This is a genomic window from Gemmobacter fulvus, assembly GCF_018798885.1.
Classification (GTDB): Bacteria; Pseudomonadota; Alphaproteobacteria; order Rhodobacterales; family Rhodobacteraceae; genus Gemmobacter; species Gemmobacter fulvus.
Genome location: NZ_CP076365.1, coordinates 133,722 through 149,395, shown reverse-complemented (window position 1 = coordinate 149,395; position 15,674 = coordinate 133,722). Strand labels below are relative to the sequence as shown.

At 59.4% G+C, this 15,674-nt stretch carries 20 protein-coding genes; 4 read left to right on the top strand and 16 right to left on the bottom strand.

Annotated elements, in window-relative coordinates; genetic code table 11:
• Nucleotides 1-13: 13 nt before the first annotated feature.
• The 14 genes from traN to KM031_RS21540 form a co-directional block, all read right to left on the bottom strand.
• On the bottom strand, nucleotides 14-1,744 hold the full coding sequence (traN, locus tag KM031_RS21605) for a conjugal transfer protein TraN (RefSeq protein WP_260692243.1): 1,731 nt from the start codon (nucleotides 1,742-1,744) through the stop codon (nucleotides 14-16).
• 29 nt (nucleotides 1,745-1,773) lie between these two features.
• Entirely contained in the window at nucleotides 1,774-2,544 is a 771-nt protein-coding gene (trbC, locus tag KM031_RS21600) for a type-F conjugative transfer system pilin assembly protein TrbC (RefSeq protein WP_215507647.1), read from the bottom strand.
• Complete coding sequence (gene traU, locus KM031_RS21595; protein WP_215507677.1) at nucleotides 2,529-3,524, bottom strand: conjugal transfer pilus assembly protein TraU; 996 nt, start codon at nucleotides 3,522-3,524, stop codon at nucleotides 2,529-2,531. The genes trbC and traU overlap by 16 nt, the downstream gene beginning before the upstream one ends.
• A 2-nt stretch (nucleotides 3,525-3,526) precedes the next feature.
• Nucleotides 3,527-3,685 (bottom strand): hypothetical protein, encoded by a 159-nt coding sequence (locus KM031_RS21590; protein WP_215507645.1) that lies wholly within the window; start codon nucleotides 3,683-3,685, stop codon nucleotides 3,527-3,529.
• Complete coding sequence (gene traW / locus KM031_RS21585; protein ID WP_260692242.1) at nucleotides 3,685-4,326, bottom strand: type-F conjugative transfer system protein TraW; 642 nt, start codon at nucleotides 4,324-4,326, stop codon at nucleotides 3,685-3,687. Before traW ends, KM031_RS21590 begins: the two co-directional genes overlap by 1 nt.
• A complete protein-coding gene (locus tag KM031_RS21580; protein WP_215507641.1) occupies nucleotides 4,305-4,832 on the bottom strand; it encodes a S26 family signal peptidase in 528 nt (175 codons plus the stop codon). Before KM031_RS21580 ends, traW begins: the two co-directional genes overlap by 22 nt.
• On the bottom strand, nucleotides 4,829-5,359 hold the full coding sequence (locus KM031_RS21575; protein ID WP_215507639.1) for a TrbI F-type domain-containing protein: 531 nt from the start codon (nucleotides 5,357-5,359) through the stop codon (nucleotides 4,829-4,831). The genes KM031_RS21580 and KM031_RS21575 overlap by 4 nt, the downstream gene beginning before the upstream one ends.
• Entirely contained in the window at nucleotides 5,356-6,660 is a 1,305-nt protein-coding gene (locus tag KM031_RS21570) for a TraB/TrbI/VirB10 family type IV secretion system protein (protein WP_215507637.1), read from the bottom strand. Before KM031_RS21570 ends, KM031_RS21575 begins: the two co-directional genes overlap by 4 nt.
• Nucleotides 6,657-9,131: a TraC family protein gene (locus KM031_RS21565; protein WP_215507635.1), complete on the bottom strand. Its 2,475-nt coding sequence runs from the start codon at nucleotides 9,129-9,131 to the stop codon at nucleotides 6,657-6,659. The genes KM031_RS21570 and KM031_RS21565 overlap by 4 nt, the downstream gene beginning before the upstream one ends.
• Nucleotides 9,128-9,535 (bottom strand): TraV family lipoprotein, encoded by a 408-nt coding sequence (locus KM031_RS21560; protein ID WP_260692241.1) that lies wholly within the window; start codon nucleotides 9,533-9,535, stop codon nucleotides 9,128-9,130. Before KM031_RS21560 ends, KM031_RS21565 begins: the two co-directional genes overlap by 4 nt.
• Nucleotides 9,532-10,257, bottom strand: a complete 726-nt coding sequence (locus KM031_RS21555) for a TraK domain-containing protein (RefSeq protein ID WP_260692240.1) — start codon at nucleotides 10,255-10,257, stop codon at nucleotides 9,532-9,534. Before KM031_RS21555 ends, KM031_RS21560 begins: the two co-directional genes overlap by 4 nt.
• Nucleotides 10,254-10,835 (bottom strand): TraE/TraK family type IV conjugative transfer system protein, encoded by a 582-nt coding sequence (locus KM031_RS21550; protein WP_260692239.1) that lies wholly within the window; start codon nucleotides 10,833-10,835, stop codon nucleotides 10,254-10,256. Before KM031_RS21550 ends, KM031_RS21555 begins: the two co-directional genes overlap by 4 nt.
• Nucleotides 10,835-11,119: a type IV conjugative transfer system protein TraL gene (gene traL, locus KM031_RS21545; RefSeq protein ID WP_260692238.1), complete on the bottom strand. Its 285-nt coding sequence runs from the start codon at nucleotides 11,117-11,119 to the stop codon at nucleotides 10,835-10,837. Before traL ends, KM031_RS21550 begins: the two co-directional genes overlap by 1 nt.
• A 67-nt stretch (nucleotides 11,120-11,186) precedes the next feature.
• Nucleotides 11,187-11,630 carry a hypothetical protein gene (locus tag KM031_RS21540; RefSeq protein WP_260692237.1) on the bottom strand — a complete coding sequence of 148 codons (444 nt, stop codon included), beginning with the start codon at nucleotides 11,628-11,630 and terminating at the stop codon, nucleotides 11,187-11,189.
• Nucleotides 11,631-11,834: 204 nt separating this feature from the next.
• On the opposite strand from KM031_RS21540, the gene KM031_RS21535 reads away from it, so the two are divergent.
• Together KM031_RS21535 and repC are read left to right on the top strand one after the other, a co-directional pair.
• Nucleotides 11,835-12,191: a hypothetical protein gene (locus tag KM031_RS21535; protein WP_260692236.1), complete on the top strand. Its 357-nt coding sequence runs from the start codon at nucleotides 11,835-11,837 to the stop codon at nucleotides 12,189-12,191.
• Nucleotides 12,192-12,498: 307 nt separating this feature from the next.
• Nucleotides 12,499-13,743: a replication initiation protein RepC gene (repC, locus tag KM031_RS21530; protein WP_260692235.1), complete on the top strand. Its 1,245-nt coding sequence runs from the start codon at nucleotides 12,499-12,501 to the stop codon at nucleotides 13,741-13,743.
• On the opposite strand, the gene KM031_RS21525 is transcribed toward repC, so the two are convergent.
• A complete protein-coding gene (locus tag KM031_RS21525; protein ID WP_260692234.1) occupies nucleotides 13,737-14,027 on the bottom strand; it encodes a hypothetical protein in 291 nt (96 codons plus the stop codon). The two genes, repC and KM031_RS21525, sit on opposite strands and share 7 nt — an antisense overlap.
• Nucleotides 14,028-14,552, bottom strand: a complete 525-nt coding sequence (locus tag KM031_RS21520; protein WP_260692233.1) for an autoinducer binding domain-containing protein — start codon at nucleotides 14,550-14,552, stop codon at nucleotides 14,028-14,030.
• Nucleotides 14,553-14,788: 236 nt separating this feature from the next.
• Between KM031_RS21520 and KM031_RS21515 the strand changes: the two genes are divergently transcribed.
• Both KM031_RS21515 and KM031_RS21510 read left to right on the top strand, forming a co-directional pair.
• Nucleotides 14,789-15,382 carry an acyl-homoserine-lactone synthase gene (locus KM031_RS21515; protein WP_260692232.1) on the top strand — a complete coding sequence of 198 codons (594 nt, stop codon included), beginning with the start codon at nucleotides 14,789-14,791 and terminating at the stop codon, nucleotides 15,380-15,382.
• On the top strand, nucleotides 15,379-15,576 hold the full coding sequence (locus tag KM031_RS21510) for a hypothetical protein (protein ID WP_260692231.1): 198 nt from the start codon (nucleotides 15,379-15,381) through the stop codon (nucleotides 15,574-15,576). Before KM031_RS21515 ends, KM031_RS21510 begins: the two co-directional genes overlap by 4 nt.
• Nucleotides 15,577-15,674 lie beyond the last annotated feature (98 nt).

Below are 15,674 nucleotides of genomic sequence, written 5' to 3'. Positions count from 1 at the left end.
GTCCACCTCCTGCTCAGTTGCCGCCGAGACGCGAGGTCAGGACATTGCGGATCGTGCTCATGGCCGGGATGTTCGCACCCTCCACAAAGTCCGCAAAAGCCTCGGAGAGATCGATATCCTCCATATCCACCTCTTCCATTTCTTCGATGGTGATGCCCTGGCATTGCGGGCCTGTGCCCTCCACTGGCTCCCAGCCAATGATTTTCTTTGTCCCATGATCGCATTCCGGGCAGTCGCCAAAGATCGGCGTGTATTGCGTTTTCGGTGTGCCCCAGGTCTTGCCGCTGATGTTGCGGAATTGTTCAACGAAGACACGCGCGAGTTTGGAGTTGAAGGCGCAGTAGACGCGCTTCTTCTGCACGCAGACAAACAGACGTTTTGAGCAATAGGTGCCGATGTAATGGACGGATTCCGCGTCCATGCGGTCCATCAGGGCAAATTCCTCCTCGGTGCACTGGCCGATGATGCCATTGCCCCAGCCACTGTCCTTGCAGCAGTTCAGCACCCCAAGAGCCCCGACGCGGCAACCCTGCCCCATACCGTCGAAAACCCGCAGATCCTGGGTTTCGAGGTTCTTTTCGGCATCCTTGGCCATCTCGTCGAGGACCCCGAGCCATGCGGAACTTTGCCCGAAATCCGTATTGGCAGGTTCCGGTGTCACCTCTTCGCAATATCCGCCCGCACAGACCGTCATCTTCTTGCACGATCCGCTACCGCCCGCCTGCCCCGGCGTGCCCTCGCAACGATAACGATCCTCATATTGCAGGCAGGATCCGTCTTCCGTGGTCAGGATGCATTCTTCCTTGATCCGGGTGCAGGACGGATCATTTGCGAGGACAGCACAATCGCTGTTCAATCCTTCCGCCTCGCATGCGACCGGTTGCTCCCATGCCCAGCAGTCACGCGTCACCGGCACACCATTTATCACGCGGGTCGAAGGCCCGGCTGTACAGACCTCATCGCTGCGCGCACAGCTTCCTCCCGCCATGCCGGGATCACAGGTTTCCTCGGTTTTGCCCCGGATGCGCGGAGACGAGGTTCTGATCTCGACAGCGCCACCCTGCGCCCCGCTGACATTGGTGCAGACATAGGTCTTGCGGGCAGAAAGGCAGTTCCCGTCAACGAGATTGAGGCAGCTTGAGCTGGTTTCCGTGCAGGCACTCTGGCTTGCGAGGGTTGAACACGCATTTGACAGCTCGGTACCGTAGGTATTGCGTGTAATGTCGCATTGATAGGTCGTGTCGCGCTCTACCGTTACATTCAGTACCTTGCGGCACATGTATTCGTCGATAGAGACGACCCGCTCGCAATTGCGCTCGACTTTCCCGGCGTTGCCAATGCCTTGCAAAGTGCAGACCGGGTTGTCGGAGCCTGTGACAGAAAAAAGAGAGCCAGCCGTGGCATTGGCTTCACCCTCCAGCTGATCCGCACGGGTGATGGACGGGTCTGACGCCGTCATCTCCCTCCGTGGGTTGAGACTGCTGGATTGCACAACGGCCTGATTGGCACGCCCCTCGACCGAACTGCCTGCCGCACGCCTCGCAGCCTCATCTTCAATGGCCGCACTGGAGATCCCTGCCTCGGAAGGCGTATCGGTGCGGTAAGGTGTCACGACTTCGCCGATCTTGTCGCCGGTCAGAAGGGAACTGCCCGGTTGTACCAGCAGGTCTTCGGCCATCGCACGTCCCTGCCCGGCCGCCTTTTCCATGGCCGTCTGAGCCGGTGCAAATCCGGGCAGGATCATCAGAAGAAGGCACAGAACACAGGTCCGCGTCATGGCTGACCGCCTTCCGGGGTCTGCGGCGCGGCCGCCAGCAAAGACTTGGCAACCTGCCCGGCGTCACCGCGCCCATGGGCTGCGATTGACAAGGCCGCATCGAGGGTGATGTTCCCCGAGATCCGGTCATGCGGCGGCACCACATCGCCGACACAGCCGGGTGTCTCACAGACATCGAGCGGCCCGTTCAGCACCACATAAACCGGAACGGCATGCACATTGAACCGGGTGAACAGCGTCGGATCGATGGCAAAGGCAGTTGCGGTCTCCAGCTTGCCGAATACCCGTGTCAGGGCGGCTTCCGTCTCGAACACGGAGTTGCCCACAAAACCCCGGAAGACGACCTGTCCCTGATAGCGCTCTGCATCCTGCATCACTTGCCGGAGGGAGGCATCGGGCATTCCGAAGCTTGCAAAAACCAGAACTTTTGCCGCCGAATGATCCGGGCGCACGGATCCGGACATGCGGGCTGGATCATCCACCCCAAGCAGTGCCCGGATGCGGGGATCATTCATGGCCTGATCCTGCAAGGCCTCGATGCCGGGGCTCATGGCCGAAAGGTCTGCCGGATCTTGCGTTTCCAGCGTCCCGCGCAGCGTTTCCGCATCGCGCAGACTTTGCTGCCGCAGGATCTCGACATCGACACCGACAGGGCCAAGGGCCCCTGGCGCAAACCGGGGCGCCTGATCGGTATCCTGAGCCTCTGCCAGAGCGGGGAGGCCAAGGGTGCAGGCGGTCAGGCAGGTAGAAATCAGAGTGCGCAGCAATTGCGTTTCCTCCAGGTGAGCCAGCCGAAGCTCTCGCCCTTGAACGGGTACTCGCGGCCGCTATCGACAAATTGGGTGGAGAAGCCGACCGGGCCGCAGGCATACCGTCCCGAGGTCTTGGCCTTCGGTCGGGTGACCTGGAACCGGTACTGGCCTTTGGGAATGATCGGTGCGACCTGACTATGACAAAGCGATCCGCTGCCGGAGGTCTTGCGGGCCAGACCCAGACGGTGCATGCGGGCCAGCAACTTGGCCGAGACGGTCTGACTTGCCTGAATACCGCCGTAATGCTGGTTGGCATCGCCGGTCATCGGATAGAGAGACCCCTGACAGCCATTGCACCAGAACAGCCGTTCATTCCCAAGGGTGCCGGAGGAAGAGGCCACACAATCTGCCGCGCAAGCAGCCTGAGCGACCGGATTCGAGAACAGGACGGCTTCGGGATTGAGCAGCGTGTTCAGTTCCGGATCCTGCCAGAGCGGATCAAACTCCGACATATAGGCCACATCGAATGCCGTGGTTTCGAGGCAGAGCCCGTCAATGACCGTGCCGAGCCAGCTGATCAGCGGATAGTAATAATAGTGGGCCTGCCATTTGGATCCCTGCGCGCCGGTATCATCGGTCATGACTGAGCTCTTGCCGACCGACAGCAATCCCATGTCGAGATCGAAGCCCATGTTCACAAAGCAGCCTGCCTCGTTGGCGACATCTGTCAGGCGCGCAGGCTCCCAAAGCCCGATTGCAATCCCGATCCGCGGCGGGATCCCCGGACAGGCACATAGCGGGAAGCCCGGATTGTCGGTATCGGGCCGCCCACCGATCAGTTTGAGCGAGCCGATGGAAATCGGGAAGATACAGTCCCAGCAGACCTCGGTGATGGGGTTGAGGAACTTGGCATTGCATTTGGCAATCGCAGGTTCCGCGAATGCCAGGAGGCTCAGGGCAAGACCCGCCGCAAAGGCCCGAAGAGTTCCCTTCATGGTCAATACCCCAGCCATGCCAGAAGTGTTTCGCACTTCGTATAAGCAGCGCCCAATTCGGCTTTGACCGCTTGCGGTGTGAAGCCATGCGCCACGACAATGCGATCAGCCTGCTTGTCCGTCAGGACCGGGTATCGTTCCGAAAACTCCCAACTATACATCAGCGCTTTCCTTTCTGCAGGGCGACCTCTTCAACGCGCATCACCGGATCCATTCTGAAGACACGGGATGGCAGGCGTGCGATCTGGAAACGACCGGTCATCACCCCGTCCTGGTCGAACCAGAAGCGGCGGCCATGTTTGCGCATCAGTTCCAACGGGGCGCCCTTGATCAGCACGATCAGGCTGTCGAGCTCGGTACCCTGCGCCACAGCCCATTCGACCTGTTCCGGGTCATCGCCGTCGATGAAGAGGATGGTCTTGCGGAAGTGCGAATAGGCCAGCGGATTGACCACCGTGCCTGCGGGCGCAAAAACCTGCCCCTTGTGATCGGCCAGATCCCGATCCACCTGGATGGTCAGGTCGATGTCAAAGGCACGATTTACCTCTGCGCGGGGCAAGGCCCCGGCCGACCGGGGCCGCATCGCATAAGAGCGGGTCCGGTCCTGCATGTCGCGTTCCATTTTGGCGAGGCCGCCGTCAGCTTCCATCGCCTTCAGCCGCGCCATGATTTCGGCCAGGAAATCAGGCTCGGTCACCGCGAACACCTCGCCATAATTCCCCAGATCCCGGGCCTGGACGCAGGGGGACACGACCATTGCCACCCCAAGGGTGGATGCCATCAGCGCGCCGTGCCAAGCCATGCGGCGATCCTTGTCCAATGGGGAAACCCGTCGAGGGCCACGCCAACCGCCTCGACCTGATCCATCGGGATCAGGCCGAAGCTTGCATAGCGGCTGTCAAAACTGTCCGGCGCATCGCCGAAGATTGCGATCCTGCCCTCAGGAATGACCCCCTCCTGCAGAAGCGGAGCGAAGGGTTTGCCCTCGCGCATTTCAGGGGCGAAACACTCGGGCAGCACGCAGACCTTGCCGTCGTTATGCTGGATCACATCGCCGGGCAGGCCAGCGACGCGCTTGACAACAGAGGCCCCTGACAAACGATCCCCGAAAACCGCAGGCGGCGGAACCGCCACAATCGCGCCTTTCCAGATCGTGTCAGGCCAACGCCACTGCACATAGGCGGTATCAGGAAGAGAGTCCGAGCCATTGAGGGTCAGCTGAAGATTTGCGAGCCCCAAATAGCCAAGGATCGCCACCACAGATCCGGTGGTAACGAAACCCCAACGCAGGATCGGGCGCAGTATCATTGCAGCCCCCCGGGGCTCACCCTCGCCAGTGCTGCTGTGACAAGACGATCCGTCACATCCGGGGCGTCACCTGCCAGCACCACATCCGCCGAAAGCAGGATCACCCGGCCGGAAGCTGTCAGCGCCTGCATTTCGGCTTCCAGAGCACCGTGATAGGCTTTCACCGCCTCGGCAAAGGCAGCCTCATCCAAAGCGCTCACGTCCGGGCGTTCGATATATCTCGCCATGGCAACATTGGCATCGATCACCAGAATCCGCGGGGCCTTGTCGATCGCCTTCGGGCTGGTGGCAGAGACGATCAGAAGCGTGGCAAACACCGCAGCGATGCCGGTTGTGGCAAGTTTGGTCATTTCCATCAAACCGCCGCGGGCCATTGGCTCCGGCGTCGGTGCCAGGACGGGTTCGGTCTCGGCACGGGCTGGTTCCGCTATAGGTGCCAAAGGCGGCACCTCTGCCGGAGTCGCGCCATCGGCCTTCAGGGCTGCGACAAGCTGTGCAAGCACCGCTTCGACATGGGGCGTATTCATCGCAGATTGACCCCATCCAGAAACACAACTTCCACATCGGTGCCGCCATAGAGGGAGACGACCGGCTGATACTGTTCGGCACGATCAATGTAATATTCAGCCAGGGTATTGGCGGCGCCGGAAAGACCGCCGCCGACCGCACCGGCTGCCGCGGCACCTGCCATGGACGACACTGTGCCATCGAGATTTTCGGATCCTGTCACGCCTTGCGCCGAGGCCGAGGCGGTCTGGCCGATCCCTTGCAGCACCCCGGCAATTGCGGCGTTGCGCACAAGGCTGCCCTCCCGGCTCACAACCTTGCCGCGCACGCCAGCCTTGCCCGATCCGACCACAATCCCTGCGACAGGGGTCTCGAGAACCTCATTGCGGCCATTCACGCATGTCAGAGTGGTCAAGCGGACATAGACGCGCTCTGCGGAGAGATCCGCTGCCGCCGAGCCCAGAACCGTACAGCCTGTCAGATTGACCCGCCGCCCCGGCCCTGCGCCATTCGATGCCGTCACCACAGGTCCGGTAATGCGCAAAAGCACCGGGACCGGATTCTCCTGGCTCTTGACCCCTGCAGAGGCATCCACACCTGCAATCACCGTGGCGGACGCATAACTTCCCGCAGGCACATAGCTGCCGAGCTTGCGGACCCGGCTTCCGCTGCCGCCGTCGCTGAAAGTTGTGACACCGTCCTCAGGACTTCCGCCCGGACCGGGCGGAATGGACCCGGCCTCAGCAGTTCCGGCCTGTGGCGGGGCATTGACGCCGCTCGCGCTGCCCCGGTTGCTCAGGGCAAAGGTCTGGCCGAAGCCAGAGGCGACGGCCAGCTGTGCCTGAGGCCCTGTCAGGCCTGCCTGCCCCGGCACCGGCATCGCTCCCGGTGCGAGACTGGCGATGAAGTCGGTTCCGGTGTCGGGCGCACCAGCTTCACCCGGTGTCTGAGCTGTACCGGCCAAGGTATTGATTTTCTGCTGATGCAGCAGGAATTGCTCTTCGAAATCCTGGCGCATCTGCGCAATCTGGCCGTCGTTATGGGTTTTGAGATCCGTGATCGAGGTGGTCAGATCGCGGACATCTTTTCGCAGCCCCTCCATCTCTTGTCGGCTTTGCGTAACCCAGCTGAGTTCGGGGCTGGTGGAGGAGGATACATCCGAAATGATGGTCGGATCTACGGCGGGGCCGCTGCCACCTGCCCCGGTCAGCTCGGCTTGCGAAGTGTTCATGATCCAGCCGAGGATGCCGAACAGGCCGACGGCACCGGCGCCCGCAATGCCGACAACCTTCCATTGCGCCTTTTTGCGTTCGTTGCTCATCGCCCATCTCCCTGCATGGCAATGTGCCGGATGGCCTGGGCGGTCGTCATGCCGCCCATGGCTTTCATTCTGCGGATGCGCTCCACCGTCTCGCCGGTGGAACTGAACATTGTGAGAGAGAAGGGATCGAGCAGGAGCCGACCGAAGATCCAGCCATCGGGGCCCTTCACGGCCATTTCTGAAAACAGACCCCGCACCGAGGTGATGCTCTTCAATTGCGAAAGAAGAGATGATCCCACAGCAAGGCGCTTGTCCGATGCCAGCAAATCGAGCGTCTCCGGTTTCTGGGCCATGACCACAGTCCAGTCACTGTTTTCAAGGCAGACCCGGGCCGCCGGATTGTCGTAATAGTCATTGAAGCTCTGGGTGCCTGTGATCAGCGCGCCATTGTATTTCCGGGCGCGGCGGACAAGGCCTTCGATGAAGCGGGCCGTGGCCTCGGTCTTGAGCAGATCCCAGGCCTCGTCGATCACAAGGCCGACCGGGATTTCGCGGTCGGTTTTGTACATCATTTCTGACGACAGAAACATGATGATCTGGAGCACCACATCCTGCAGGACACGCTGGCTCTTGATCTTCGAGAGCTCGAAAACCGTAAAGGATGCGGTGAGGCCGATTGTGGCCTGCCCAGAGAAATAGGTGCCATAGACACCTTCCTTGCTGAATGCCGACAGCTTCGAAAGCATGTCGGCAATGCGGGGATCTCCGGCTTCCTGTTGCAGCAAGACGATCACATCATCGACCTCACCCGCCCGGCCTCTGGTCTCCCAGACATGTTCGACCGCCCGCGCAATGAAGCCTTCCTCCAGATCCTGCACGCGGCCAATACTGGTGCGCCCAAGGGACCCCATCGAAGCGATGATCCGGGTCAGAAGCTCAATGGCATCTGCCCGGTAATCCGGGGCCTGCATCGCCTCTTCAGACAGCATGGAAAAAGGATTGAGGCCGATCGCGCTTTCGGCATCAAAGTCGACAAAGTCGCCACCGAAAATCTCGACTGTGTTGCGGAATGAATAGCCATCATCAATCACCACGACCATGCCCCCGCGCGCGTAGATCGAGGTGACCAGTTCCTGCATGAACACTGATTTGCCTGCGCCGGACTTGCCGACAACAGCCACATTGAAGTTGCCGGTCGAGCGGAAATTGTCCCAATCGAACACCCCGCCCTGACGGCCGATGAGCAGCACGCCCTTGCCATCGCCCACCCCTGTCCATTCGCCGTGCAGGGGCGCGAAGCCGACCGCGGCCTCTGATTTGACGAGGCGCATTCTCTGGAGCTTGCGCAGATCGTTCATCCGGTTGCCGGTTGTGGTAAAAGGCAAAGAGGACAGAAACAGTGGCAGCTGGAGATAGGTATCATCGCCCAGCGTCAGGTCTGCGAAGCGATAGATCTTTGACAGTTCGGCCAGTGCAAATTTTGCTTCGTCATCGCCGCCGCGGGCATAGGCGTTGATGATGAACACACCCTCCATCAGCTTTTCATTGGCCTCGACGGCCTGCGCGAGCTGATCGAATTCCTGACGTTTTTCGCCAAGCCCGACCGCGAATTTGGCAAAATCCGTGCTGGCCGTGTGCATAAGCCCAGCCCGGGCGCGGTTCAGGAAGGCCAGGGCCTTGTCCTTGGGTTTGACCCTCAGGGTGAAACTGGTCAGCACCGGACCGGCAGGGCGATGCGCAGGATTGTCCGGCACCCCATTCAGCGCGGCTCCAATGTGAAAATGCCATTCCTTCGGGAACCGCGTCACCGTCGCAGAGGCGACAGAAAGCTCGGGCTCTCCCATCAGGCCCAGAGAAGCCCGCCGCACGAGAAAACCTGCGCCCGGCAGTTGCTGGTTGATCCATTGATCATCGACATATTCCGGCCAGTGCTGGGTGCCACAGTAAAGCACCTCGGCCATCACCTTCAGGAAGTCCTGCGGCCCGAGAATGCGCACGCGGTCGATGTGGCCAAAGGCAGGCAGCAGGGCCCTGCGAAACTCCAGCAGCTCCTTCAGCGCGGACAAGCCGGGGTGGCCATCGATCCAGACGATGACAAAAACCCGGCGCACATGCGGAATGGCCTTGATCGGGTGATCTGTGCCAAACCGCGCCTTGCGCAGATGTTCCATCCGCCAATGCGCCATTTCACTGACCAACTCGCCATGCCGGAAGCGATGCTGGGCCCAGTTGACCAATGGCCTGTCAATGTCATGGCTGGTCCAGTTGAGAAACTGGATCGTGGTATTCGCCGGTGCCCGGGACTGGATGACGGCGGTCACCGATTCCGCGATGTTTTCATCAGAGCTGTGCGGCACGATCTCCAGCATGAAGCCGGTGCTGTCGATGTTCACGAAAAGCTGGGTATCCGGCTCGTAAACGCGCCATGGCAGCAGGTCGGAGATGACATCTTCCGCGAGAGCGTCAGGCGCATCCTCGCTCCAGTCGGGATCTTCGAAGATGCCGGACAAAAGGGCGCGGAACATCTTCATGGCCTGTTCCCCCATTCTGCGGGGAGGATCAGGAAGTGCACATAGGAGGCTTCATAGAGCGCGCCGCCCTCGGAATGCGGGGCGATCCACGCGGTGCCCACCTTTTCCGGCAGCCGGTATGATGCTGCCATATAGGCGTGCCCGCCATCTCCCATTGTGCTGGCAGCACCGAGCTTGCCCTTGCCGATCATCAAAGGCGGCTGAGTCAGATCCGAAGCCAGCGTGTCTTCCCCACGCTCCCGAATGGATTGGCCGGTGCTGAAGTCGCCGGAGCCATCCGCATCCGCGATCGTGCTACAAGGCATGCCCGTCTGGGCCGGACAGAGGAAGTCCTTCTCGGTATTCGATTGGCCGCAGCCGGAGACAAGCAGCATTGCCAGGCAAGCAGAAATGGCCTTGTTCACTTTGTTTTCTCCACGACAACAACCCATGTGCGCTCATTCGGCCCGAGGCTTTGGCGATCCACCCAGACTGCAACCACGCGAGAGGTGTAAAAGGTCTGGGGCCGCACGAAGCCGCCGGTCGCGCCAACCTTCGCGACGCGGACGCTGGCTTTGAGACCACCGCCCTTCTCCGTCGCGACAACCGCACCATTGCCGGATTTGGGCGGCGCATTCCGGCCGATATGTTTGACAATGGTCTTGCGCAAAAACTCGACGAGGCCATCGGAATAGCCTCCCTGTGATGCGCTTTCGTCCAGGAAAGGCGGCGGCTCGGCCGGTGCGGCAGCGGCACCCGTGCCCGCAGCCGCCGCCTTCTTCGCCCCGCCGACGATATCGATCACGACTGTCTCTGCATCAGCCGAGAGGCGGGGCGTTACCTCATAGGGGATCGTGATCCCGCTTTCAGTTATGATATGTCCAGTTTCAGGCGCAAGCTTCGACTGATCACCGACATAGCGCATGAAGACATCGCCGGTCTCTTCGTCGTTCATGGTCTCGAAGGCGCTGTCGTCATGGATAAGCTTGCGGATCCGGTCAGCGCTGACCGAGAGACGGGTCACGCCGCCCGCCGCTGCATAAAAGCTGGCCTTGCGATCCGGACGGATGGAGAGTTTCTGTTCTGCGGAAGCCATAGAGGCCAGCAGGATTGCACCCAGGCAAAATGCGGCACTGATCCGGTTCAATTGCCGGTCTCCTTCGTTTGGTCTTCAGAGGCGGTTGCAAGTCGGTCAATGCGGGCGACACGCACCGATCCACCGAACTCCGCGAAGACAACCTGAATGACGCGGCGCTCCTCGGTGACCTTTGTCGTGTCGATGTAGGTTGCGAACATACCGGTCACGCGCAGCGTCAGCTTGGGCATGTCATGCTCGATCTTCTCGGGCAGGAACACGGTGCTGATTTCCCGGGTCCGGATATCGCGGGATGTGTCATCAAAAAGCTGGAGCAGCTTGTCGCGGTCCGCAGGACTGGCGAGCCGTTCGATGACCGCGCGGCTATAGATCGTGGTCGCCGGTGAAAGCGTATACATGGCCTGTACCGCATCAAGGCTCAGCGCCTCGAGATATCGGATATCCCCTGCCCCTTGCGCCACCATCCCATCCGAGACGCGGCTCGGGATCAGAATGGTTTGTGAGGTCTTCTGGACCAGAAGCCAGACCAGAAGCAGATTTGTTGCAATCATGACGGCGAGAACCGCCGTCAGTGCATTGCGGGATCTCCGGAACACCTGCATCTGTTTTTCCATGGCGGGGAAGTTCATCACCCTCTCCATGTCGACACACCGCTGTCCGGCAGTGACTTCCAGAGCCGCATATCGCGGGGGCTGTACCAGTAGGACAGCGCCAGCAACTTCGGGATGCCGCCCTCACCCTTGAGACGTTTCCAGATCAGGAAGGACAGGACTCCGAGAAACAGGCCGGGCACGAGGTGCTGGGTCAGCAGCCCGAACCCGACCGGCAAGGCGGCGGCCAGACCTTCATCCACTGGCACAAGAAGAAAGCGCGGCGTGTCCTGAAGCCGCTGTTCAACGCGGATTACCCGCATGGCACACCCATGAGTTGTTCAAATGAGGGAGAAAAAAACGGGGCCTACGTGGCAGGCCCCGTTTGGTTCAGTGCGCCTTGCTGGTGGTGAACCCTGCGGGGATCTGGGCGATCTGTTCCGTTTGCAGCTGCTCGATCATCGCAGTGGTGGCGGTGATGCCGGCAACGGATTTGATGATGGTCACGCCGTAGCCGAGGAAAAGACCCACAGCGAGGCTGACGATCACATAGGTCCAGCGCCCGGTCAGGGCGAGCGTCACGCCGCCCACAATGACCGACAGGATCAGGATCAGATAACCACCGGCACCTTTGACAAGCGCATCCAGCGCCGTGTTCAGAGTGCCGAACCCGGCCTGAATGCCGGTGCCGGTGGTGGCTGCGGATGCCACCTCTGCGCCCAACACGAGCGCAGATGCGGCTGCGGCGAAGAGAAGAGCCGTCTTCTTCATTTGTCCCTCACATTTACAACTCTGGGGATCGAAAAGCAGATCCTCAGTGCGGGCGAGGTACATGATGACTTGCGTCATGTAAATGAAAAAGCTAATTCATGAGAAAGTGAGTAAATGTGTATAACTCACTAAACTTGGAGAGGCAGGAGAGAGAGGTGCCGCCATGTTGGCAACTTCAGGGGGTACGGACAGATGAATATGATGTGGGCTAGCGATTGTGGCCGGTGGCTGTTAGAAACAGTAAAACCACCAAGGATAGGCAGGGGGATGCCCACACAACCCGTGGCGATGAGCATTGCAGACAACTACGTCCGCGAAGGCGCATATCTGAAGTTCGTTGGCTTCGGGCCAGCCATTGGTGGTCCTGCAGACGGTTGGATTCTGACCATTCTGCCCCAGAAATCAGACCTGGCTCTTGTTCTGGTCTCATCGAACAGCGGCACGGTGCGGGAGTTCAAACAGATGGTTGGTGTCAGGGGTATCGCTGAACGGTACAGCGAATATCCTCAGGGCAAAAGCCTCCTCCTTCCGGTGAATGCCAGCATTGAGACACCCAACTCGATCTGGCTGATGACCCGTGGAAATATCGAGAATATGGACAAGCTCAAGATCATTTCCCATTGAGCGTGTCCGAGTGCAGTCCGCCCTTCTTGTCGTCGCGTTCACCGCAAAGCACAAATCGGGAGATCGGACTGCGGAGCCGTTGGACGGCCTCAAGCTTTGAGGCAACGGAAAGAATGAGACATATAAAATAAGTAACCCCCGCACGGGGAACCCGGCGGGGGGGGATAAAACAGGACGGCAATCCTGAAAGCCCAACAACTATAGGCTCTTATATCCCCTCTCCAATATGCAGACAAGATAAAACGCAGATTCTGCGAACGACCTTGTGCATGTTTCGGGTTCTCGTGCTCAAAGCACAAGAGAATGTATGACACAGGCAGTACTCCGCCAGGCTGAGGCCGTGGCCTTTCCAACCCTACCCGGAACCTATCGGCGCGGTGATGTAGAGCGCGTCCTCCGCACTGTGAGCCCGGCCCTGGGACTATCGGCAGCGCTCTTCCATGCCCTGCTCGGAATGATCCAGACCACCCGGCCATCAGATTGGACCAATCCCGATTGTGATGCGATCTGCTTCAAGCCGCAAATCGAGATGGCCCGGGAGCTCGGCATTTCAGCGCGGACGTTGCGCGGGCATGAGGCCGCGCTCGAACGCATGGGCTTGATCCGGAAGACCGTCGGTGCAGATGGCAGTCGCGGCCGCTTTGGTAAAGGCAAAATTGCGCAGGGCATCAGCTTCAGCCCGTTGATCATCCGCTTTGCAGGTCTGCTTAACCTGCTTGAGCGCGTACAATCCGACAATCAGCGCGCCCAGATCCTCAGACGAAAATGTAGTGCGGCCAAGCGGGAACTGACTCGACGTCTGTCCACCTTGCTTGAACAGGCCCCAAAGCACCCCAGCCTTCAGGGCCAACTGCGGTTTCACGCCAGCTTGCCGCGCCGCTATGAGGGGCTCGCAGTCGGCGAGCTCGAGATGCTTTTTGCGGATGTGGACAACCGCGTCAGAGACATTGGCATTGACCTTGATTTGTTGAGAAATTCTGCCGCCATGGCGGCAGAGTCCTTCCGGCCCTATATACAAGATACAAATCAAGAAGACTCTGAAGCCTGTAGCGCCTCCGACGCCAATGAACGGACAGCCTGCAAGCAGGCTGAAGCTCAATCTCCTACGCCTGCGCCTCACGGCTCCGGCGATTGCTTCGAAAAAAGTGAGCGTCTCTCAGACCGCGGACACAAGCCCGAATTTACAGAAACCTTCAGCCCGGAGCAGCTCTACTGGATGGCTTCGGATGACATGCGCATGTACCTTGACGCACGATCACATGCGGACAGACCACTCACTCAGCATGACTTCATCCAGGCAGCAATGGACATCCTGCCCGCGCGTGGTGTCCATCCTTCTGCCTGGACAGAGGCTTCCGAGGTGATGGGAGATATTGCCGCTGCGCTCTGTGTTCTGGTGATCGATGCCAATATGTTCCGTGTAGCCCGACCGGTCCAGAAACCAGGTGCAATGCTCAGGGCGATGACCAGGCTCGCCGCCCGGGGCGCCCTGAATTTGCACGGATCCCTGATCGGCCTGAAGGCCTGGAAGCTCAGGCATGATTGTCAGTGAATCTGCCCGTGGTCTGTAAGCAAGCCTCTCCACAGCCGCAGAAAATGTGCAGGGTCCCCCCCGGGGACCTCTGTACCGAGGGCCTGGGCCGCGAAGGAAACCGCCTCCGGCCCGCCCAGACGGCTCATAGACAGCCCCTGTGCCAACAGCGAGTTATAGGCGTCATCGAAAGCAAGCGCGCGGTCATCCCTTTGAATGCCGCTTGTCAGGATCTGGCGATAAGATTCTCTCGCCTGCAACAAGGCGGTGAACATGCCGAGGCAAGATTGTCGCAGGACATACATTTACACGCCCTCTTGCTTCTCAAGCGCGATCAGATTCCGCATCGCGGCAATTGCGACCGCATGCGTGGCGGTCTTTGCACCAAGCAGTTTCTTGGCGGCATCAATCCGTCGTTTCACAGTCGCTTCGCTGAGGTTCAGACTTGTGGCAATATCGAGGATCTGGGCACCTGCCCCCAGCATCTGTAGCACCTTCAGATGCTCTTCGTTCAGACCCGCAAATGGGCCTACAGCGACCATGATTTTTTGCAAGAGCTTGTGGACTTCTTGAATTTCTTCGTCCGAAAGTTCTCGATCTGATCGACAAAGGGATAACGCGCATCGCTGCATCTGATGTTCTGGATTACGCTGTGAAGACACCGCTCCATAGTTCATTCCGTAGGCGCGGGCCCTCGCTAGAACGCCGAGTGTCGGATGCGCCAGAAATGGAACCTTTACATCGCTCCAGCGGGTTGTGCCCGTATTTGCAGCGCACCAGAGCGCAACGGGATCGACAAGAACGTAGCGCGATGCGGTATATTCTGCCACCCACTGATCCGGGTATGTCGTGATGTAAAACTGGGGGTTGATGTACCTGACATTGAGGGCAAGCGTGTAGCCACGCGGGCCAAGCGACAGGAGACGCTCATGGATTTCTTGAGCAGAAGGGACAAGGTGACCTAGGGAGAGCACAATCAAAAACCGAGCAATGACACTATCGGCTCACCCTATAGACGATTCAGACAAGCCATGTCACGACCCCGTTTGCAAAGGAGGCGCGTGCCATGGAAACCGTCATCATATCTGCAAACCGCAACGCTCAACATTGGGACTTGGTGCGGCAGTTTCTTGAACACCGAAAGCGTATTTTTGTTGAAGAGAAAGGCTGGTCTTTGTCAGGCCATGAGGGCCTGGAGTTCGATCAGTATGACGTTTTGGGCGCTGCGACCTATGTCATCGTGCACCAGGATGGCCGCATTTGTGCCGGAGCAAGACTGCTGCGCTGTGATACGCGGATTGGCCGAGGAGCTCTGACTTACAGCTACATGATCCGCGATGCGTATATGGCAGTCATCGATCTCCCAACCCAGATTTGTCAGAACCCGCCCCCCGTCGATACTGCGAGCTGGGAAATGACGCGCGTGATGACTATGGACCCCTCCATTCCGACACTGAGAACCTTGATCGATGCTGTCCGGGACTTTCTTCTAACCGAAGGAGCAGAAAGGCTGCTCTGTCTCGGACCGCCCTCTCTCATGCGAATGGGGCGCATTCTCGGGTACGAGTCGTTTGCACTCGGAGAGCCTGTAAGCAATGTGAATGGCCGCTATGTGGCGTTCGAGGCAAAACTACTTGGCGAGCTGGAGGTATTGGCATGACCTTTATCGTCGCAGCAGAGACGCTGACCCAATCTGGAGAAAAGGTGCTCGTGCAGATCGGTTACGCGCATCAGTATCAACACGGTACTGCACCCGCATGGAAAATGACGCTGACAGATCTGCCCATCGACCGCGAAGCAAATATCGTCATGCTCGCGAAGCCCAAGGACAGGGCCGACGGGGAGGGACAATAAGGTCCAATTGGGAGTTTAAAAATCCCGGCTCAGCCCCTTTTCGCCCGCCAGCGGCGTTGTTGCACAACACTGACTGTCGAGGATTCACAACGTGAATC